We start from the raw sequence: 20,435 nt of genomic DNA, 5'->3' as shown, positions 1-20,435 counted from the left end.
CCCTCCCGCTTGGAGAGGTGGTGCAGGTCCGCCATGAGGAGCATGTTCTCCTCACCGGTGATCAGCCCGTCGACGGCGGAGAACTGCCCGGTGACGCCGATCGCGGCACGCACGGCCTGCGGATCGCCGGCGATGTCGTGGCCCGCGACCTGGGCCTGCCCGCCATCGGCGGCGATGAGCGTGGACAGGATCTTCACGACGGTGGTCTTGCCGGCGCCGTTGGGCCCGAGCAGTGCGAACACGGAACCGGCCGGGATCCGCAGATCGATGCCGTCGAGCACGGTCTTGTCGCCGTACGACTTGCGCAGACCGTCGGCGGAGACGGCGACGGGAGACTGCCGACCGCCCACCTTTGTGGACGTGGACATGACAGACAAGGCCATGGGGCCCTCCGTTCGAAGGCTGACGGGGGTGGGGATGGGGCCGGTCGAGGAGGTGGCGCTCACGCCTTGGCGCGGCGGATGTCGATGTTCCCGAACTTGGTGCGGGCGCGGACCTTGACGGTGTCCTCGGTCCGCTCCGGGGCCTCGGACGCGGTGAGCGTGTTGCGTACCTGGCCGGAGCCCGAGCTGACGTCGAGCCAGGCGGCCGTGCCCTCGCGGACGCCGACGTCGATGGCCCCGTACTGGGTCTCCAACTGGACGGTGCCACGAGCCACTTCCGTCACCCGCAGGGTGCCGTGGGCGGTGGTGGCGGTGACCGAGTCCTCGGCGCGCCGGATCTCGATGTCGCCGTTGGCGCCGCTCACCCGCAGCTCGCCGGTCGCGGCGCCGACGGTCGTGGTGCCGTGCGAGTTCTTCAGGACGGCGGGGCCGTCGAGAAGGCCGACGCGCAGGCTGCCGGAGCTGGTGGTGATCTCGGCCGTGCCCTCGACCCGGTCCACGGTGATCGAGCCGTGCGACGCGGTCAGCTGGAGGGGGCCGGTCGTGTCGAAGCGGACGTCGCCGGCCGAGGTCTTCGCGCGGACCTCGCCGAGCCGGCCCTCGCCGAGCACCTGGGTCCAGGAGCCGGTCACGTCGACGCGCGAGCCGGTGGGCAGTTCGACCGTGATGTCGACGGTGCCGGTGCGGCCGAGGCCGAACAGTTGGGGCTTGGGCGTGATGACGTTCAGTACGCCGCTCGTGCAGGTGACCTCGGTCTGCTCGGCCGCCCGCACGTCCAGGTCCTTCTTGGGGTCGCGGGGCCGCACCTCGACGACGGTGTCGTGGCGGTCACTCGCGGCGAACTGGATGGAACCGGCCTCCACGCGCGCCGTGGCCGAGATCGGTTCGGGAGTGTCGAAAGAAGGCATGGCTGTCCCGTCCTCTTGGGTCTTCAGGACGTCCCCGCTGGTGGGACGTGGTGTGGATGAAGTGGTGCGGGTGAGGTGGTGCGGGTGAAGTGGCGCAGGTGATGTGGCGCGGGCGCGGGCGCGGTTAGCGCACCCAGCCCGTGAAGCTCTGTCCGACGCTCTGGCTCTTCTCCGCCGTACGCGGCCGGGTGCCGCCTTCGACCGCGGCCGACACGGCCCGCACCAGCCACGCGTTGACCGACAGGCCCTCGCGGCTCGCGGCCTCCTCGGCGCGGGCCTTGAGGTGGGCCGGCAGCCGCAGGTTGACGCGGGCGGTGCCGCCCTCGTCGCCGTCGGCGGGAGCCGGGGCCCTCGGCGGTTCGGCGGGCGCGGCGGACTCCCCGAGACCACCGCCGCCGGTGGGCGGGCGCGTCACCACGAAGTCGGGGTCGAGCCCGCGCAGTCGTACATCGACCGAGCCGGGGGCGAGTTCACGGGTGATCTCGTCCATCGCGGCGGAGAGCACGTTGAGCATCGTCAGCCGGGTCGCCGACTCCAGGGGAGCGGTGAGCCTCTCGGCCAGCTCACGGGCTTCGCCGCCACCGGCTTCGGCGGCCACCGCGAGTTCGCGGCGGAGGGTGTCGATGTACGGGGTGAGATCCATGACATCATCATGGCACCATGATGGCGCCACCGCAAGCCAGGATGGCGCCGCACAGGTGGCATCCGCCGACGCCAGCGCGCTGACCAGCGATAACGCGAGATGAGGGCCCTGAATGAGGGTGGCACCATGCGCGCTCGTGCGCCTCGCGATACCCGCGATGGCACCCGGCGGCACCACATGGCACCGGTTGGCGCCATAGGGCGAGCACTTGGCCGCCATGAGGCGCCACGAGGTGCCACGAGCTGTCGACATGGGAACGCAAAGAGCCCTCCTGACCGGCGTTTCCGCAGGTCAGGAGGGCTCTCGGGAAGTGGAGCCTAGGGGAGTCGAACCCCTGACATCCGCCATGCAAAGACGGCGCTCTACCAACTGAGCTAAGGCCCCCGGGAATGAGCGACCGGCCGGAGGGTGTGGATTCCGGCGGTGCCGGAGACCAGAGTACCGGGTCACCCCCCGTATCCCGCAAAAAGATTGGGGGTCCCCGCGGATGACCACTCTCCGTAAGATGCTCGACGTGGTTCGCTACAGCGAACCGCGGTTTTTCAGGGGAAGCGATGGGGAGACGCAATGGACGCCGCACAGCAGGAAGCCACCGCCAGAGCGCGGGAGCTCCAGCGGAACTGGTACGGAGAGCCGTTGGGGGCGCTCTTCCGTAAGCTCATCGACGATCTCGGGCTGAACCAGGCTCGGCTCGCCGCTGTTCTGGGCCTGTCGGCGCCGATGCTCTCGCAGCTGATGAGCGGCCAGCGCGCCAAGATCGGCAATCCCGCGGTGGTCCAGCGGGTGCAGCTGCTTCAGGAGCTGGCGTCCCAGGTCGCCGACGGCAGCGTCAGCGCCGCCGAGGCGACGGAGCGCATGGACGAGATCAAGAAGTCGCAGGGGGGTTCCGTGCTGAGCAACACCACCCAGACCACGAACAGTTCCGGTGCGCCCACGGTCAAGCGCGTGGTCCGCGAGATCCAGTCGCTGCTCCGCTCGGTGGCCGCCGCGGGCGACATCATAGACGCCGCGGACGCCCTCGCCCCGAGCCACCCCGAACTCGCGGAGTTCCTCCGCGTCTACGGCGCCGGCCGCACCTCGGACGCCGTCGCGCACTACCAGTCCCACCAGAACTGACCCCACGGACCGGCTCACCGGAGGGGTCCGGGATGGCCGGGGCGCCGGGGGGCGCGGGGTTGGGGGCGTAGCGCTCTTCTCATGGGTAGGGAAGGGGAGCAGGGGGCACACGGGGGCGCGGGGACTTCGTCGGGCTAGGGGGAGGAGCGGCGACTGCCATGGGTGAGGTCTTCGCCGGCCGGTACGAGCTGGCCGACCCGATCGGACGCGGCGGGGTGGGTGCCGTATGGCGGGCCTGGGACCACCGCCGACGGCGTTACGTGGCCGCCAAGGTCCTCCAGCAGCGCGACGCCCACTCCCTGCTCCGCTTCGTGCGCGAGCAGGCCCTGCGCATCGACCACCCGCACGTCCTCGCCCCGGCCAGCTGGGCCGCCGACGACGACAAGGTGCTCTTCACCATGGACCTGGTCGCCGGCGGCTCCCTGGTCCATCTCATAGGCGACTACGGCCCGCTCCCGCCGGCGTTCGTGTGCACGCTGCTCGACCAGCTGCTGTCCGGGCTCGCCGCCGTCCACGCCGAAGACGTCGTCCACCGGGACATCAAGCCCGCCAACGTGCTCCTGGAAGCCACCGGTACCGGCCGGCCGCGGCTCAGGCTGTCCGACTTCGGCATCGCCATGCGGCTCGGCGAGCCCCGGCTGACGGAGACCAACCTCGTGGTGGGCACGCCCGGTTACCTCGCCCCCGAGCAGATGCTGGGCGCCGAACCCGACTTCCCGGCCGACCTGTTCGCCGTCGGCCTGGTCGCCCTGTATCTCCTCGAAGGCGCCAAGCCGGACGCCAAGGCGCTCGTGCAGTACTTCCTGGAACACGGAACTCCCGGTCCGCCCAAGGGCATTCCGGAACCGCTCTGGCAGGTCGTCGCCACGCTCCTCCAGCCCGATCCCGTGCACCGCTTCCGCACCGCCACGGGGGCGCGCAAGGCCCTCGCCGCCGCCGCGGAACTCCTCCCGGAACCCGGCCCCGACGACGAACTCATCGAGATCTTCGATCAACTCGGCCCGCTGCCACCCGGTTTCGGCCCCGAGGGCCCCCTACGGCAGGCGTCAGGCGTCGCCTTCGAGCTGCTGTCCGACGGCGGCGTCTCGACGGCGCCCCCGGACGGCGTTGCGGAACCGGAAGCGGCACCGCGTGAGGGTGCGGGTGCAGGTGCAGGTGCGGGTGCGAGCGCGGTCACCGGCACGGGCAGCGGTGCGCACGGAAACGCGGGTACCAGACCCGGTGCACACGGAAACGCGGGTACCAGACCCGGTGCACACGGAAACGCGGGTACGAATCCCGGTGCGCCCACCCACACCGGCTCCATGTCGGACACCGGAAGCTTCCGGCTGCCGCCTCCCCAGCAGACCCCGGCACCCGGCCCGGCCCCCCTTCCGCCCGCGAACCCGCCCTGGGCCCCCCGTCTGAACCCACCGCCGGACCTGCTGTCGACCCCGCTTCCCCCACCGCGGCGGACACCATCGCCGGACCCGCTGCCGGGCCCGCTTCCCACCCCGCTGCCGGCGCCGCAGCCGGCCCCGCCCGCCGACACCGACACCGCCGCGTACACCTCCCGTGATCCGCTGGTGCCGCCGCTCGCCCCGTCCCTCCCCGCACCGCCCGTGCCCGCGCGGGGGCGCCGGGCGCGGCGGGCCCGTCGTCGCCCCGGCCCCCCGGCCAAGGCCGTGGTCCCGATCCTGCTGCTGGCGCTCGCCTGCTACGCGGTGGGTTTCTGGGCGCTGGCCCGGGCCTGAGCGCGCCGGGCGGCCACCGTCCACCCGCCGAGAAGCAGCAGCAGCGCGGTCCCTCCGCCGATCCCGCCGGCGGCGACCAGCCGCATCAGCCGGTGGTTCCCGTCCCCGGTGCCCCCGGTCAGGGCGGCCGCGTGGTCCTGCTCGGTGAGCGTGAAGATGTCGTCCGGCACGGGCCGGCCGGCGTACCCGGGCCCCGCGTGCGCCCGTCCGTCCACCCGCACCCGCAGGGTCACCTCGAACGGGCCCTGCCCGAAGGTGCCGGCCAGCTGCGTGCTGAGGTGCAGGACGAGGTAGTAGTCACCGGCGAAGCGGACGGCGGTCACCCCGGTGGGAACGGCGTACCGGTTGGTGTACTCCACGGGCGGGAGCGGGGCGAGGGCGGCGGACTTCGCGGTGCCGGTGTAGCCGAGCGCGATGTCGTCGACGTAGCCGCGGACCGGGTTGTAGAGGGAGAGGTTCAGGGCGCCGCCGACATAGCCGTGGCCCGGGGCACCGCTCAGGTCGGCGGAGGCGTGCAGCTGCCGGCCCCAGTCCAGCGGCACCTTGTAGAAGCGGGTCTCGCCGGGGACGAGCCTGGTGCGCCAGACCCCTTGGCCCAGTGGGCGCGCCGCGGCGAAACCGGTGCCTCCGGAGCGGTCGCGGGCGGTGCCGCTGAGGGGTTCGGGGGTGGCGGAGTCCCAGGTGCGCGGCGCGGTGGTGGCACCGGCGTGGGTGAGGCCGGGCTCCGTGACGGGCGCGATCTCCAGGTCCCACGGCCCGGCCTGGTCCGACGCACCGGAGCCCTCGGCGTCGAGACGCTCGACGAGCAGGTAGTACGTGCCCCCGCCCTGGCACAGCGCCTTGCCGGCCTCTCGCTGTCCGGCGGCCGTGACCGGGCGGGGGCTGAGCCCGGCGCCGAAGCGGGCGGAGGCGTAGGGGCAGGAGGTGCCGTGCGCGTCGCGGAGCGAGACGCGGATGCCGTCGGTGGAGGAGACGGTGGCGTCCGCCGGCGGTACGGCGGTGACGGGGACGTACGCCGTGTCCTTCGCGGCGAGGCGCAGGCGGTAGTAGAGCCGGCCGTTGCGGGGGAGGGAGCTGCGGTAGGTGTGGCCGGGGTCCAGCAGGGCGGCGTCCGCGGTGGCCCCGGCACCCGCGACCGTCCGGGCCCCGGGCGTGAAGGCGTACGGCCCGGGCCGCGCGCCGGCGTCCCGCGGGGTGCCGGCGGCGAGCGAGGTACCGGCGGCGAGCGGGCTGCCGGCGCTCGGGGTGTCGGCCGGGAACGGGGCACCGGCGGCGCGCTGCATGCCGGCCGCGAGCGGGGTGCCGGCCGGCAGGGCGAGGACGGCGCAGAGTCCCAGCAGCACGCTCAGAGCACCCCGCGCGGCGCCGGTCCGCCACCACGCCCACACCGCCGTACACCCGCGCACGCGCCACACCCCCAGTCGTCGCTCCCCAGCCGGGCCCGCCGCGCCGTAGCGGGCAGCCACGCCGGACCGTGCCCCATCCTGCCCCGGCCGGCCCTGCGCCATCCGGGCAACGCATGCGCCCGTCCGAAACGCCCGGCAACATCCGGCACCCGCCCCCGCCCGGCTACCTCACCCGGCGGGCCCCCGCAACACGAGGCGCCCACCAGACGCCCCCGGACAACGCAAAACCCCGACCGCGCAGGCGGCCGGGGTCGGTTCAGATTCGGTATCGGGACTCACGAACCCGTGGGCACGGAGTCAGTCGCCTCCGTCCACAGATCCTGCTCGGCGCGATCCGCCTGGATCTGGCGGTACACGAGGAGCCCGCCGATGGCGGCCAGTGCGACCAGGAGCAGCTTCTTCACCGCGCGACCTCGTCTTTCCTTGACGTAGGGGACCTCTGGCGCCCGACTATACACACCGGCCGATATCGATCGGTGACCTGCGCCGCGGCCCAACTCCCGCCCCCGGCAGCGCAATAGGCCAGGCCGGACGGCGTATGGACCGGAGGGTGACCGCGCCCGCACGCACGGTTACTTTGCTCCCTCTTCGCTCAGCCTCGACGGAATTCGGGCGTTTTCTGCCGTCTTGCACCCATCCGGGTGGTGTTGATCTGAACATCGACGCGCCACGGGCGTCGGTCCACCACTTCGCGATCCCCATACACATCATGAGGAAAGTACGCAAATCGCCCAACCCGAAAGTGAGGGGCCATGGCCAGGAACAAGGTCATGAAGCTGTGGACCGCCATCGTCACCGCCTTCCTCGCGCTGTGCACGGCGCTCGGATTCGTCACCGCCACCTCCGCGACCGCCGCCGCGGCCGGACCCCGGACCGAGAGCCCCCGCACCGCACAGCGCACGGTCCCGACGATCCCGACGATCCACCACTGGGCCCGGTCCCATGCCAGGGCCCTGCCCCCCACGATGAAGCAGCGGATCCGGGCCGAGGCCCACGGCAAGTCCCCCCGTTGCCGCCACCGGCCGCTGCCCGAGACGCAGGCGGAGACCACGGACTCCGACGACGCCTCGACCTCCCTCGACTGCTGACCTCTCCCCCACCGCAGTACCGCAACGTCTCGACACCACGGCGACTTGCGTACGCATCAGTCGACACGGAAAGACCCCCGGCCGGGCTCGGCCGGGGGTCTCGCGCTGTCCGGGGTCGGGCCGTAGGCCATCCTGGCAGCGAACAACAGGCCCCGCCCGGAAAGGTGGTGAGTGCTGCCGTGAGCCGGCGCGTCACCGTTGTCACCGCTGTCCACGGCCCGTCCGCCCGGTTCCTGCCGCAGGCGTACGCGTCCCTGCGCGCGCAGCGGCTGCCCGCCGGCTGGGAGTGGGACTGGGTCGTCCAGGAGGACGGCACGACGGACCAGGTCCGCCCGTACGTGCCGGACGACGCGCGCGTGTCCTTCCGCCAGGGCCGGCCGGGCGGACCCGGAGTCGCCCGGACCGTCGCGCTGGCGCGCGCCGAGGGCACGTACGTCAAGGTGCTCGACGCCGACGACCAGCTCATGCCGGGCGCGCTCGCCCGCGACCTGGCCGTGCTGGAGGCGGACCCCACGGTCGGGTGGACGACGTGCCGGGTCCTGGACCTGCTGCCCGACGGCTCCACGGCCGGCTTTCCCGGCGATCCCGAGGAGGGCCCGGTCGAGCCCGGTACGGTCCTCGACCAGTGGAAGCGGAACGGCTTTCTCGCCCCGGTCCATCCGGCCACCCTCTGCGTACGGCGGGAACTGCTCCTCGCCCTGGGCGGCTGGATGGCGCTGCCTGCCTCGGAGGACACCGGCCTGCTGCTGGCGCTGAGCGCGGTGAGCCGCGGCTGGTTCACGGCGGAGGCCGGGCTGCTGTACCGCAAGTGGGAGGGGCAGGTCACGGGCCAGGCGGCCCACGTCGACCCCGCCGAACGCGCGGCGCGCATGGCGGTCGCGGAGGCCCGGGCCCGCGCGCTCGCCGGCTTCGGCTGGACCTGGCCGCCGGCCCCGGCCACCCCTCCCGCTCCGGGAAGCCCCGGGCAGGCACCTCCTGCACCGGCATCTCCTGATCAGGCATCTCCTGGTGAGGCACGTCCCGCCCCGGAGAGTTCTACTCCGTGAAGGTGATCGCCTGCGAGGGGCACTTCTCGGCCGCCTCCCGTATCGCCTCCCGGACCCGCGGGTCGTCGGCTGCCTGAGCCCCGCCGGGCCGTACCACGCCGTACCCGTCCTCGAAGGCGAACACGGCCGGCACCCGGTGCACGCACTCGGCCGAGCCGTAGCACAGGGAGCGGTCGACGGAGACCTTCATGCGTCCTCCAGCCGTCAACGGTGGTTTCCAGGACGTCACTGCCCGGCGCACCGCCCGCCGAACCGGCCTGCGGGCTACCGCCGCCCGCCCGCGGCCGAGAGCCAGTGGGCCACCCGGCGGACCGTCGGCTCGTCGAGCCGCTCGGCCAGGGTGCGCACCGCCTCACCGTCCTCGGGGCCCAGGTCGTACAGGCCCGCCTTGCTCAGCCCCGCCATGAGCACCTGGTGCCGGCGGTCCGTCATGCGCTCGGCGAGCCGGGCCGGTTCCGGGGAAGCGGGCGCCGGCTGCGGCGGCGCGGCGGCGGGGGGCCCGGCGGACGGGGTGTCGAAGAGGTGCCAGGCGCCGTCCCGGGGACCCCACAACGCGACCGTCACCTCGTCTCCGCGCGCCCGTACCGTCTGGGCCATGTCGCCGACGGCGTACAGCACCGGCTCCCGGTACGGAGACTCCGCACCCACCGTCCAGGAGCCCCGGGCAGGCTGATGGAACATCGCGACCCAGCGTGGTTCACCGGGCGGTCGCGGGCACCGGGGACGCGGCTTCGCCATGGCACTCAACCCCTTCGGAAACGGCCGGGAGGCGACCGTATCTGACACAGCATCAGATCACCAGGCCGCACCCTCCGGGAAGTTCCCGTGCTTCTGGTCTCTTCACGTCCGGCGTGGCACCCTGCCCGCGCCCGGCCCGCGGCGGCCGGGCGTGCGGTGTCGTCCCAGGAGAGGGAGGCCGGAGGATGAGCGGACAAGAAGCGGCGGCGGCCGCCGCGGACACACGGGCACACCAGTTGCGCCGGGCCCACGGCGCCCGCGCCCACAGCGCCTACGACCGTGCGGTCGCCGCATGCCGGTACACCGGTGTCGGTGAGGACGCGGCCGAGGTCGTACCGAAGGACTCCGTCGGCAGGGCCGCCAACGCACTGCGACTGTCGGCGCAGTCGCTCGCCGCGCTGGCCGCGAGCGCTCCGGACCCCGCCGCGGACGCCCGCTGCGCCCGCAACGCCGCCGCCACCGCCGCCCTGGCCGCACAGCTGGCGGCGGCCCGGGACGAGGGCCCGGCGGCCGCCGCGGCCCTGCGGGCGGCACTCACGGCATCGCAGAGCGCGGCAGCGGCGGCCGGCGGCTCCGCGCGGGGCCGGGACGCGTCGCTCAACGCCACCGCCGAGGAGGCCGAACGCCGAGCCGTGCGCGCGGCGCGCGAGGCGGGGTGGCTCGTCTGACGGACTGGGGGGTCTCCGGGCCGTGCAGCGCGGCGCGTGAGGCGGGGCGCCGGCTGCGAGGAGTTCCTGCGGGAGGCGGCGGCCGGCCGCGACGGCCTGCGGGCGGCTCCTCTGGCGGACTGGGTCCCGGGCCGTCCGGCACCGGTCCCTCCCCTCGTGGGGACCGGTGCCGAACGGTGCGGGCCGTCGACCCGTGCCATGTCGGCGCTGCGGCACGGGTCGAAGAACGGGGTCGGTTGGAGAGGGCTCGCGGGCTCAGCCGCCGGGGGCGGCACAAGCCGGCCGACTTTGACCGAGAACGTTCGGCGCCATGGGCTGTCTCTCCGGGACGTGAGCCGGTGGCCTGTCCGGACGTTGTGTGACGGATCCGCTACCGGGTTCGGATCCTGCCATCTGCGGCCCCCGCCGAGGAGGTTCCGGTCTTCGCCTCCCTCCTTATCCGCAGGTCAGGCGTATAGGGTGAGTTTTCCGGTCCGGACGTCCACATGCGGGGGAAAGTAAGGGGTGGGACCTTGAGTTCCGACTCAGGGGCACGCACAGCCTTCGCCGAGCGCCTCGCGCTGCTGTACAAGGAGGCCGGAAACCCTCCCCTCAAGAGCGTCGCCGAAGCGGTCGTACGGCTCCAGCGGGTCGACGAGCGAGGCCGGCCCGTCCGGGTGTCCGCGCAGCGGATCAGTGACTGGCGCCGGGCCAGGAACGTACCGGCCCAGTTCGCCGCCCTCGCCGCGGTCCTCCAGATCCTGATCCCGGAGGCGCGGCGGCTGCGTCCCACGCCGGTCTCCACCGGGCTGTACGACCTCGCCCACTGGCAGCGGCTGTGGGAGCTGGCGCTGGCCGGCCCGGCCGGGGACCGGCCCGCGCCGCCCGCGGAGGAGAACCGGCGGCCGCCGGCCCCGGCCCCGCCCGTCGCCGGTGGCGTGTGCCCGTACCGAGGACTCGCCCCGTACCGGCGGGAGGACGCCCGGTGGTTCTTCGGCCGGGAGCGGAGCACGAACGCCCTCGTCGCCCAGTTGCGCACCGCCGAAGGTTCGGGCGGACTGGTCATGCTGGTCGGCGCCTCGGGAGCCGGAAAGTCGTCCCTGCTCAACGCCGGCCTGGTCCCCGCGATCCGCGGCGGCGCCCTGAACACCGGCCGTACCGGCGCGGCGACGTCAACGGCAGCGGCAACGGCGGCCGACGGGGCGGCCCTTCAGCCTCGTCCGGCCCCTCAGCCACCACAGCCCCCTCAGCCTCGCCAGCCGCACCAGCCACATCAGTCCCCCCAGTCACCTCATTCCTCTCAAGCTCCCCAGTCCTCTCAGCGCCCTCAGTCCCCTCAGCGCTCCCGGCAGACCTCCGCCGACGCCTTCGACCCCGTCCTCCAGTTCGTCCCCGGTGCCGATCCGCTCGGCGAGCTGGTCCGGCGTATCCCGCAGCTCGCCGTCGCCGCCGCCGACGCCCGCCGGGCCGAGCAGGCCGCTTCGGAGAACCCGGCGCAGCCGGGCGGTGACGCCCCCCACCTGGCCCGCGCCGTGCGCGAGGCGGTCGCGGCCTGGGCCGGCCGCGCGACGGATCCCGAGACCCGGCCGGTCGTCATCGTGGACCAGTTCGAGGAGGCGTTCACGCTCTGCGCCGACGAGGCGGACCGGCGTACCTTCATCCAGCTCCTGCACGCCGCCTGCACCCCGCCCGCCGGCTCGACCGGGCCCGCGCCCGTCCGCGTCGTGCTCGGCATACGGGCCGACTTCTACGAACAGTGCCTCGGCTACCCGGAACTGGCCGACGCGCTCCAGCACCGCCACATGGTGCTCGGCCCGCTGACCAGCACCGAGCTGCGCGAGGCGGTGACCGGCCCGGCCAAGGCGGTGGGTCTCGAACTGGAACCGGGGCTCGCCGAGCTGATCGCGCGCGAGGTGAGCGCCGACGGCCCGCGCGGCGCGCACGACGCGGGCGTGCTCCCGCTGCTCTCGCACGCCCTGCTGGCCACCTGGCAGCGCCGCAAGGCCGGCCGGCTCACGCTGGCCGGCTACCGCGCGGCCGGCGGGATCCAGGGCGCCGTGGCGGCGACCGCCGAGCGTGCCTGGTCCGGCCTGGACCCCGCGGCCCGTACCGCCGCCCGGCTGCTTCTGCTGCGGCTGGTGAGGCTGGGCGAGGACACCCAGGCCACGCGCCGGCGCGGCACCCGGCGGCAGCTGGCGGAGGAGTCGGCGGACCCCGGCAAGACGGAGGAGTCGCTGGAGGCCCTGGTGCGGGCCCGGCTGGTGACGCTGGACGCGGATACCGTGGAGATCACGCACGAGGCACTGCTGCACGCCTGGCCGCGGCTGCGGCACTGGATCGACGAGGGCCGGGGCGACCATCTGCTGCGCCAGCGGCTGGAGGAGGACGGCCGGGCCTGGGAGAACTCGGACCGGGACAGCTCGCTGCTGTACCGGGGGTCCCGGCTGGAGCAGGCCCGTACCTGGGCCCGGTCCGCCGGGGACACCTACCTGACCCGCAGCGCGGTGGAGTTCCTGGCCGCCTCGGTACGGCTGCGCAAACGCACGGTGTGGCTGAGCCGGGCCGCGGTGGCGGCGCTGGTGGTGCTGGCCGTCCTCGCCGCCGGTTCCGCGGTGATCGCCTGGAAGCAGCGCGACGACGCCGTGTTCGAGCAGGTGCTCGCCGAGGCCGACCGGGTCCAGCACACGGACCCGTCCCTGGCCGCCCAGCTCGATCTGGTCGCCCACCAGCTGCGTCCGGGCGACGAGGGCACGTACAGCCGCCTGCTCTCGATCGTGAACGCGCCGCTGGCCACCCCGCTGTCCGGCCACACCGGTGCCGTGTACCTGACCTCGTTCAGCCCCGACGGCAGGACACTGGCCACGGCCAGCTACGACCGCACGGTCCGGCTGTGGAACGTGGCCGACCCGCACCGCCCGGCCCCGCTCGGGCGGCCCCTCACCGGCCACACCAGCTGGGTGAGCAGCGCGGTCTTCAGCCCGGACGGCCGTACCCTGGCCAGCGCGGGCGACGACGGCACGGTCCGGCTCTGGGACGTCACCGACCCCGCGCACGCCGTACCGCTCGGCAAGCCGCTGACCGGCCACCGGGGCACGATCTACCTGGTCGCCTTCAGCCCGGACGGGCGCACGCTGGCCACGGCCGGCGAGGACCGGACCGTGCGGCTGTGGGACGTGGCCGATCCGCGCCGGCCCACCGCGCTGGCCACGCTGCGCGGGCACACCGCCGCGGTGCGCTGTGTGGCGTTCAGCCCGGACGGGCGCACCCTCGCGACGGGCGGCGACGACGCCACGGTGCGGCTGTGGCGCACCGCCGATCGCCGCCGTCCCGAGCCGGTCCGCACCGTGCTGCGCGGGCACACGGGTCTGGTGCACTCGGTGGCCTTCAGCCCCGACGGGCACACCCTGGCCAGCGGCAGCGCGGACGACACCATCCGGCTGTGGGACGTGACCGACCCCGGCCGCGCGGTGCCGGCCGGCTCACCGCTGACCGGGCACACCGGGCCGATCTGGTCGGTGGCGTTCAGCCCGGACGGCGGCCGGCTGGCCGCCGCGAGCGCGGACAGCACGGCCAGTCTGTGGAACGTCACCGACCCGGCGAACCCGTCCCAGGTCGGCGAGCCGCTCGCGGGCAGCAGCGGTGAGATGTACGCCCTGGGGTTCAGCCCGGACGGCCGTACCCTCGCCACCGGCAGCGGGGACGCCAAGGCGCGCCTGTGGTCGGTGCCGACGTCGGACATGGTCGGCCGGGGCGGAGCGTTCCGCCGGGACGGCCGGGTTCTGGCCACGGCGGCCCGGGACGGCAGGCTGCGGCTGTGGAACGTGACCCGTCCCGGCCGGCCCGTCCCGCTGGGCAAGCCGTTCATGCACACCGACGGGGACCAGCGCTCCCTGGCGTTCTCCGCCGACGGCCACACGCTCGCCGTCCTCACCGGGGACCGCGCGGTGTACCTGTGGAACGTCACCGACCCCGCCCGCCCGGTCCCGGCGGGCCCGCCGCTGCCCCTGAAGACCCGCTTCATGGGCCCGGACGCACTGGCCTGGAGCCCGGACGGCCACACCCTGGCCACCGCCTACGACGACCGCACCATCCGGCTGTGGAACGTCACCGACCCCGCCCACGCCGTCCCCCTCGGGGGGCCGCTGAAGGGCCACCGGGGCTTCATCAACACCCTCGCCTTCAGCCCGGACGGCCACACCCTGGCCAGTGGCAGCGCGGACAGCACGATCCGGCTGTGGAAAGTGACCGACCCGGCCGCGCCGGCCCCGGTGGGCAGTCCGCTCACCGAGCACTCCGGTCCGGTCAACGCGCTCGCCTTCAGCCCGGACGGGCGCACCCTGGCCAGCGGCAGCGACGACGACACCGTCCGGCTGTGGAACGTCGGCGATCCGGCCGAGGCGAGCGCCCTGGGTTCCCCGCTGACCGGCCACACCGAGGCGGTCACCTCGCTGACGTTCAGCTCCAGCGGCGACACCCTGGCCAGTGGTGGCAACGACAACACGGTCCGGCTGTGGAATGTCACCGACCCCGCCTCGGCGACCGCGATCGGCCAGTCGATGAGCCCCAACGCCAAGACGGGCAACTTCCTCGCCTTCAGCCCCAACAGCCATGTCCTCGGCGTCTCCAGCGGCGCGGACACGCTCCGCCTGTGGAGCCTGGACGCCGACGCGGCGATCAAGCACATCTGCGCCGTCACCCGGGGCGTGCTGACCCCGCAGCGGTGGCACGAGTACCTGCCCCGCCTCTCCTACGACCCTCCGTGCGGTCGATGATCGGCCAACCTCCCTGATTCCCCCCGGACTTGGCCCCACGGAACCGACAACCTTGTTACCCTTGGCCATGGCCCGATCGCTGGTGCATCCCCCGTCGCCAGCGGTCGGGTCTTTCGCGCTCACAAGAAGCGCGCCACCATCAGCGCGGCCTGCTGCCGGGTCCGTCGGGACCAGGCATGGCGCCTCATCGGCTGATGTCCGTCACAGATGCCAAAAACCCCCAACCATGATCGGTTGGGGGTTTTCGCACTGTGGGGCTAACAGGATTTGAACCTGTGGCCTCATCCTTATCAGGGATGCGCTCTAACCAACTGAGCTATAGCCCCGCCGCGCTCTGCGGTGTGTGTCCCGCGCGCTGACTCCTGAAGATTAGCGCACGACCGCGCCAGTCCCAAAATCGGTTGCCGGGCACTGCCGGCAACGCCGTGGACTGCGGGTCACTCGTCCTCCGCCAGGGTCAGCTCGATGCCGCCCACGAAGCCCGCGGAGAGGTTGTAGATGAACGCGCCGAGGGTCGCGAGCGCCGTGGCCAGGACCACGTCGATGACCGCGATGATCGTCGTGAACATCAGGACGTGGGGAAGGGACAGGAACGCCTGGAGGTCGAAGCCGTTCGCCTCGTTCGAGCCGGTCGCCTCCGAGATCGTGCCGCCGACCGTCGAGAACACGCCCATCGCGTCCATGACCATCCACAGCACCGCCGAGGCGACGATCGTGCAGATGCCCAGCGCGATGGAGAGCAGGAAGCTGACCTTCATCACCGACCACGGGTCGGCCTTCGCCACCCGCAGCCGCGCCTTGCGGGTACGCGGCGCCGTCCGCGCGCCGGTACGCGGCTTGCGCACCGCGCCGGCGGGCGCCTGCGCCGGATAGGCCTGCGGCGGGTGGTACGGGCCGGCGGGCTGCTCCGGGCGCCGCTCGCCGGGCAGCGGCGACGCCGGCCGGGCCTCACCGGCCGCGGCCGGGCCTCGGGTGTCCGTCACAGTTCCCCCTTGGGATCCAGACGTACGGGAAGAGTCCGCCTCGGACACCTTCACCGGCTTCAGGTTGGTCGTGTGCGGGTCGGTCGCGCTGACCGCACCCGCCCCGGTCGCGGCGGAGCCACGGCCGCCGCCGTCCGTTTCCGTACCCGTGGAGGTACCGGACGACCCGGCGCCCGTGGCTCCGCTCACGATGACTCACTCCTCGTGCTACTCGGCCGAGGGTGCCTCACCCTCGTCCGTGCCGGTGGTCGCGGCACCCTCGACGGCCTCGTCCACGGCCACATCGCCGTCGACTTCCTCCGCCTCGCGCCCCGCCTCGGCGTTACGTGCGATACCGACCACGGCATCGCGCTTGCCCAGGTTGATCAGTTGGACGCCCATGGTGTCACGGCCCGTCTCCCTGACCTCGCTGACTCGCGTACGAATCACACCGCCGGAGAGGGTGATCGCGAGGATCTCGTCGTGCTCCTCGACAATCAGCGCGCCGACGAGTGAACCACGGTCCTCCACGATCTTGGCGGCCTTGATGCCGAGGCCGCCGCGGCCCTGGACGCGGTACTCGTCGACGGCGGTGCGCTTCGCGTACCCACCGTCCGTGGCAGTGAACACGAACGTACCGGGTCGAACAACATTCATCGAGAGAAGCTCGTCGCCCTGCCGGAAACTCATCCCCTTGACGCCCGAGGTGGCGCGGCCCATCGGGCGAAGGGACTCGTCCGAGGCGGTGAAACGGATCGACTGTGCCTTCTTGCTGACCAGCAGCAGATCGTCGTCGGCCGAGACCAGTTCGGCGCCGATCAGCTCGTCGTCGCTGCCGTCCTCGCGCTCCCGCAGGTTGATCGCGATGACACCACCGGAGCGCGGCGAATCGTAATCCTTCAGAGGCGTCTTCTTGACCAGACCGGACTTGGTGGCCAGCACCAGGTAGGGCGCCGCCTCGTAGTCACGGATCGCGAGGATCTCGGCGATCGCCTCGTCCGGCTGGAAGGCGAGCAGGTTCGCCACGTGCTGGCCGCGCGCCTCCCGGCCGGCCTCGGGCAGCTCGTACGCCTTCGCCCGGTACACCCGGCCCTTGTTGGTGAAGAACAGCAGCCAGTGGTGCGTGGTGGAGACGAAGAAGTGGTCGACGATGTCGTCTTCCTTCAGCTTCGTACCGCGCACGCCCTTGCCGCCGCGCTTCTGCGCCCGGTAGTCGTCCGTCTTCGTCCGCTTGACGTAGCCGCCGCGCGTGACGGTGACGACGATGTCCTCCTCGGCGATCAGGTCCTCGATGGACATGTCGCCCTCGTACGGGATCAGCTTGGTCTGGCGGTCGTCGCCGTACTTCTCGACGATCGCGGCCAGCTCCTCGCTGACGATCCCGCGCTGGCGGACCGGCGAGGCGAGGATCTGGTTGTACTCGCTGATCTTCGCCTGGAGTTCGTCGTGCTCCTGGACGATCTTCTGCCGCTCCAGGGCCGCCAGGCGCCGCAGCTGCATCTCGAGGATCGCGTTGGCCTGGATCTCGTCGATCTCCAGCAGGTCCATCAGGCCGCTGCGCGCGACGTCGACGGTCGCACTGCGCCGGATCAGCGCGATGACCTCGTCGATGGCGTCCAGCGCCTTCAGCAGACCGCGCAGGATGTGGGCGCGCTCCTCGGCCTTGCGCAGCCGGAACTTCGTCCGGCGGACGATGACCTCGATCTGGTGCGTCACCCAGTGGCGGATGAACGCGTCCAGGGAGAGGGTGCGCGGCACGCCGTCGACCAGCGCCAGCATGTTGGCGCCGAAGTTCGTCTGGAGGTCGGTGTGCTTGTACAGGTTGTTCAGCACGACCTTGGCGACCGCGTCCCGCTTGAGGACGATCACCAGACGCTGACCGGTACGCGACGACGTCTCGTCACGGACGTCCGCGATGCCGCCGATCTTGCCGTCCTTCACCAGGTCGGCGATCTTCTGCGCCAGGTTGTCCGGGTTCACCTGGTACGGCAGCTCGGTGACCACCAGGCACTGGCGGCCCTGGATCTCCTCGACCTCGACCACCGCGCGCATCGTGATGGAGCCGCGGCCGGTGCGGTACGCCTCCTCGATGCCCTTGCGGCCCACGACGAGCGCGCCGGTCGGGAAGTCGGGGCCCTTGATGCGCTCCATCAGCGCATCGAGCAGCTCCTCGTGCGAGACGTCCGGGTTCTCCAGGTACCACTGGGCGCCGGCCGCGACCTCGCGCAGGTTGTGCGGCGGGATGTTGGTGGCCATACCGACGGCGATACCGGCCGAGCCGTTGATCAGCAGGTTCGGGAAGCGGGCCGGCAGGACGGTCGGCTCCTGGGAGCGGCCGTCGTAGTTGTCCGTGAAGTCGACGGTCTCCTCGTCGATGTCCCGGACCATCTCCATCGACAGCGGCGCCATCTTGCACTCGGTGTAGCGCATGGCCGCCGCCGGGTCGTTGCCCGGGGAGCCGAAGTTGCCGTTGGAGTCGACCAGCGGCATCCGCATCGACCACGGCTGGGCGAGGCGCACCAGGGCGTCGTAGATCGAGGAGTCGCCGTGCGGGTGGTAGTTGCCCATGACGTCGCCGACGACACGGGCGCACTTGTAGAAGCCGCGCTCGGGGCGGTAGCCGCCGTCGTACATGGCGTACAGCACGCGGCGGTGGACGGGCTTGAGACCGTCACGGACGTCGGGCAGCGCGCGGGACACGATGACGGACATCGCGTAGTCCAGGTACGAGCGCTGCATCTCCGTCTCGAGCCCGACGGGCTCGACACGCATCACGATTTCGCCGCCCTCTTCCGGGGTGACGGGAGTGTTCTCGTCGGCCATTGCTGGTGAAGATCCTTCCTGGTGCGGTCAGCTGAGACCGACTCAGATGTCGAGGAAGCGGACGTCCTTGGCGTTGCGCTGGATGAACTGGCGCCGGGCCTCGACGTCCTCGCCCATCAGGACCGAGAACAGGTCGTCGGCCTGGGCGGCGTCGTCCAGGGTGACCTGGCCGAGGACCCGGTGCTCCTGGTCCATCGTGGTCACGCGCAGCTCCTCGGCGTTCATCTCGCCGAGACCCTTGAAGCGCTGGATCGAGTCCTCGCGGACACGCTTGCCGCGCTGGCGGCCCATCTCGATCAGTGCGTCGCGCTCGCGGTCCGAGTAGGCGTACTCCACGTCGTCCCGGCCCCACTTGATCTTGTACAGCGGGGGGCGGGACAGGTACACGTGCCCGGCCTCGACCAGCGGCCGCATGAAGCGGAACAGGAAGGTCAGCAGCAGGGTGCTGATGTGCTGGCCGTCGACGTCGGCGTCCGCCATCAGGATGATCTTGTGATAGCGCAGCTTCTCGATGTCGAAGTCCTCGTGCACACCCGTGCCGAAGGCCGAGATCAGCGCCTGGATCTCCTGGTTCTGGAGGATCTTGTCGATCCGGGCCTTCTCCACGTTGAGGATCTTGCCGCGGATCGGGAGGATCGCCTGGTACTGCGGGTTGCGGCCGGACTTGGCCGAGCCGCCGGCGGAGTCACCCTCGACGATGAAGATCTCGCACTTGGTGGGGTCGTTCGACTGGCAGTCGGAGAGCTTGCCCGGCAGGGACGCCGACTCCAGCAGGCCCTTGCGCCGGGTCAGATCGCGGGCCTTGCGGGCCGCCACGCGCGCGGTGGCCGCCTGGATGCCCTTGCGGACGATGTCCGCGGCCTCGACCGGGTTGCGGTCCAGCCAGTCGTTGAGGTGCTCGTAGACCGCCTTCTGCACGAAGGTCTTGGCCTCCGTGTTGCCCAGCTTGGTCTTCGTCTGGCCCTCGAACTGCGGCTCGCTCAGCTTGACCGAGATGATCGCCGTCAGACCCTCACGGATGTCGTCACCGGTGAGGTTGTCGTCCTTCTCGCGCAACAGCTTCTTGTCGCGCGCGTACTTGTTGATCAGGCTGGTGAGGGCCGCGCGGAAGCCCTCCTCGTGGGTACCGCCCTCGTGGGTGTGGATGATGTTCGCGAAGGAGTACACGCCCTCGCTGTAGCCGCTGTTCCACTGCATGGCGACCTCGAGGGACAGGCTCTTGTCCCTGTCCTCGGCCTCCAGCGAGACGACCGTCGGGTGCACCGCGTCCCCCTTGCGGGAGTTGAGGTACTTCACGAAGTCGACGATGCCGCCCTCGTAGTGGTACGTGACGGTCTTGACCTCGGCGCTCTCGTCGGCACCCGCCTCGTCCGCGCCGGCGACCGCCTTCGCCGACTCGCGCTCGTCGGTGAGCCGGATCGTCAGGCCCTTGTTGAGGAACGCCATCTCCTGGAAACGCCGGGACAGCGTCTCGAAGGAGTACTCGGTGGTCTCGAAGATCTCCGGGTCGGCCCAGAAGGTGACCGACGTGCCGGTCTCCCCGGTCGCCTCGTGCTTGGCGAGGGGGGCCGTCGGGACACCCATCTTGTAGTCCTGCGTCCACCGGTGGCCGTCGGTCCTGACCTCGACGGCGACCTTCATGGACAGCGCGTTCACGACGGACACGCCGACACCGTGCAGACCGCCGGAGACGGCGTACCCGCCGCCGCCGAACTTGCCGCCCGCGTGCAGCACGGTCAGCACGACCTCGACGGCCGGCTTGCCCTCGGAGGGCACGATGCCCACCGGGATGCCACGGCCGTTGTCGACGACGCGCACGCCGCCGTCGGCGAGGATCGTCACGTCGATGGTGTCCGCGTAGCCGGCCAGCGCCTCGTCGACCGAGTTGTCGACGACCTCGTACACCAAGTGGTGCAGACCGCGCTCACCGGTGGAGCCGATGTACATGCCGGGCCGCTTGCGGACCGCGTCCAGCCCTTCGAGCACGGTGATGGCGCTGGCGTCGTAGGACGCAGAGGCCGCGGCGGTCTCCGTGGCCTCGGCGTTCACGCCGGCGTCGGTGGACGGGATGTTCTCGTTGGGGTTGCCGGAATCGGCCACGAAGCGCCCTTTCTGGCACAGCACGAGCCGGGCTCGTCGGCAGGTTGCCGGAGCGGCTGCGGCATGTTGC

General features: G+C 72.2%; 16 protein-coding genes and 2 tRNA genes. 6 read left to right on the top strand and 12 right to left on the bottom strand.

Annotated elements, in window-relative coordinates; genetic code table 11:
• The 4 genes from ACZ7DL_RS21960 to ACZ7DL_RS21945 form a co-directional block, all read right to left on the bottom strand.
• On the bottom strand, positions 1-368 hold a 368-nt coding region (locus ACZ7DL_RS21960), incomplete at its 3' end, for an ATP-binding cassette domain-containing protein (RefSeq protein WP_470776146.1).
• A gap of 74 nt (positions 369-442) precedes the next feature.
• Positions 443-1,291 (bottom strand): DUF4097 family beta strand repeat-containing protein, encoded by an 849-nt coding sequence (locus ACZ7DL_RS21955; protein ID WP_470776124.1) that lies wholly within the window; start codon positions 1,289-1,291, stop codon positions 443-445.
• A 124-nt stretch (positions 1,292-1,415) separates the two neighbouring features.
• On the bottom strand, positions 1,416-1,934 hold the full coding sequence (locus ACZ7DL_RS21950) for a hypothetical protein (protein ID WP_470776122.1): 519 nt from the start codon (positions 1,932-1,934) through the stop codon (positions 1,416-1,418).
• 311 nt (positions 1,935-2,245) lie between these two features.
• Positions 2,246-2,318: transfer RNA gene (locus tag ACZ7DL_RS21945), tRNA-Ala, on the bottom strand.
• Positions 2,319-2,501: 183 nt separating this feature from the next.
• On the opposite strand from ACZ7DL_RS21945, the gene ACZ7DL_RS21940 reads away from it, so the two are divergent.
• On the top strand, positions 2,502-3,050 hold the full coding sequence (locus ACZ7DL_RS21940; protein ID WP_360745301.1) for a helix-turn-helix domain-containing protein: 549 nt from the start codon (positions 2,502-2,504) through the stop codon (positions 3,048-3,050).
• Positions 3,051-3,208: 158 nt separating this feature from the next.
• Positions 3,209-4,783, top strand: coding sequence for a serine/threonine-protein kinase (locus ACZ7DL_RS21935; RefSeq protein ID WP_470776119.1), 1,575 nt, complete (start codon positions 3,209-3,211; stop codon positions 4,781-4,783).
• Here the strand turns inward: ACZ7DL_RS21935 and ACZ7DL_RS21930 are convergent.
• Both ACZ7DL_RS21930 and ACZ7DL_RS21925 read right to left on the bottom strand, forming a co-directional pair.
• Entirely contained in the window at positions 4,747-6,066 is a 1,320-nt protein-coding gene (locus ACZ7DL_RS21930; RefSeq protein ID WP_470776144.1) for a hypothetical protein, read from the bottom strand. The genes ACZ7DL_RS21935 and ACZ7DL_RS21930 overlap by 37 nt on opposite strands.
• A gap of 398 nt (positions 6,067-6,464) precedes the next feature.
• Positions 6,465-6,593 carry a DLW-39 family protein gene (locus tag ACZ7DL_RS21925; RefSeq protein ID WP_003999697.1) on the bottom strand — a complete coding sequence of 43 codons (129 nt, stop codon included), beginning with the start codon at positions 6,591-6,593 and terminating at the stop codon, positions 6,465-6,467.
• Between the two features lie 348 nt (positions 6,594-6,941).
• Here ACZ7DL_RS21925 and ACZ7DL_RS21920 point away from each other — a divergent pair, with 348 nt between their 5' ends.
• Positions 6,942-7,277: a DUF6344 domain-containing protein gene (locus ACZ7DL_RS21920; protein ID WP_470776117.1), complete on the top strand. Its 336-nt coding sequence runs from the start codon at positions 6,942-6,944 to the stop codon at positions 7,275-7,277.
• A 179-nt stretch (positions 7,278-7,456) separates the two neighbouring features.
• Positions 7,457-8,323 carry a glycosyltransferase family 2 protein gene (locus tag ACZ7DL_RS21915; RefSeq protein ID WP_470776115.1) on the top strand — a complete coding sequence of 289 codons (867 nt, stop codon included), beginning with the start codon at positions 7,457-7,459 and terminating at the stop codon, positions 8,321-8,323.
• On the opposite strand, the gene ACZ7DL_RS21910 is transcribed toward ACZ7DL_RS21915, so the two are convergent.
• Positions 8,313-8,513 (bottom strand): ferredoxin, encoded by a 201-nt coding sequence (locus ACZ7DL_RS21910; RefSeq protein ID WP_470776112.1) that lies wholly within the window; start codon positions 8,511-8,513, stop codon positions 8,313-8,315. The genes ACZ7DL_RS21915 and ACZ7DL_RS21910 overlap by 11 nt on opposite strands.
• A gap of 74 nt (positions 8,514-8,587) precedes the next feature.
• Positions 8,588-9,004 carry a hypothetical protein gene (locus tag ACZ7DL_RS21905; protein ID WP_470776109.1) on the bottom strand — a complete coding sequence of 139 codons (417 nt, stop codon included), beginning with the start codon at positions 9,002-9,004 and terminating at the stop codon, positions 8,588-8,590.
• Between the two features lie 242 nt (positions 9,005-9,246).
• Between ACZ7DL_RS21905 and ACZ7DL_RS21900 the strand changes: the two genes are divergently transcribed.
• Positions 9,247-9,729 (top strand): hypothetical protein, encoded by a 483-nt coding sequence (locus ACZ7DL_RS21900; protein ID WP_470776107.1) that lies wholly within the window; start codon positions 9,247-9,249, stop codon positions 9,727-9,729.
• A gap of 512 nt (positions 9,730-10,241) precedes the next feature.
• On the top strand, positions 10,242-14,480 hold the full coding sequence (locus ACZ7DL_RS21895; protein WP_470776105.1) for an nSTAND1 domain-containing NTPase: 4,239 nt from the start codon (positions 10,242-10,244) through the stop codon (positions 14,478-14,480).
• A 252-nt stretch (positions 14,481-14,732) separates the two neighbouring features.
• Here the strand turns inward: ACZ7DL_RS21895 and ACZ7DL_RS21890 are convergent.
• The 4 genes from ACZ7DL_RS21890 to gyrB all read right to left on the bottom strand — a co-directional run bounded on the left by ACZ7DL_RS21890 (position 14,733) and on the right by gyrB (position 20,389).
• A tRNA-Ile gene (locus ACZ7DL_RS21890) sits at positions 14,733-14,806 on the bottom strand.
• Positions 14,807-14,917: 111 nt separating this feature from the next.
• Positions 14,918-15,652, bottom strand: a complete 735-nt coding sequence (locus ACZ7DL_RS21885; RefSeq protein ID WP_470776103.1) for a DUF3566 domain-containing protein — start codon at positions 15,650-15,652, stop codon at positions 14,918-14,920.
• A gap of 18 nt (positions 15,653-15,670) precedes the next feature.
• Positions 15,671-18,265, bottom strand: coding sequence for a DNA gyrase subunit A (gene gyrA / locus ACZ7DL_RS21880; protein WP_470776102.1), 2,595 nt, complete (start codon positions 18,263-18,265; stop codon positions 15,671-15,673).
• A gap of 42 nt (positions 18,266-18,307) precedes the next feature.
• Positions 18,308-20,389, bottom strand: coding sequence for a DNA topoisomerase (ATP-hydrolyzing) subunit B (gene gyrB, locus ACZ7DL_RS21875; RefSeq protein WP_470776100.1), 2,082 nt, complete (start codon positions 20,387-20,389; stop codon positions 18,308-18,310).
• Positions 20,390-20,435: the final 46 nt, after the last annotated feature.

This window comes from Streptomyces sp. NPDC036984 (assembly GCF_055607665.1).
The sequence above is the reverse complement of the archived record's forward strand: the minus strand, read 5'-3'. Positions and strand labels throughout refer to the sequence as shown.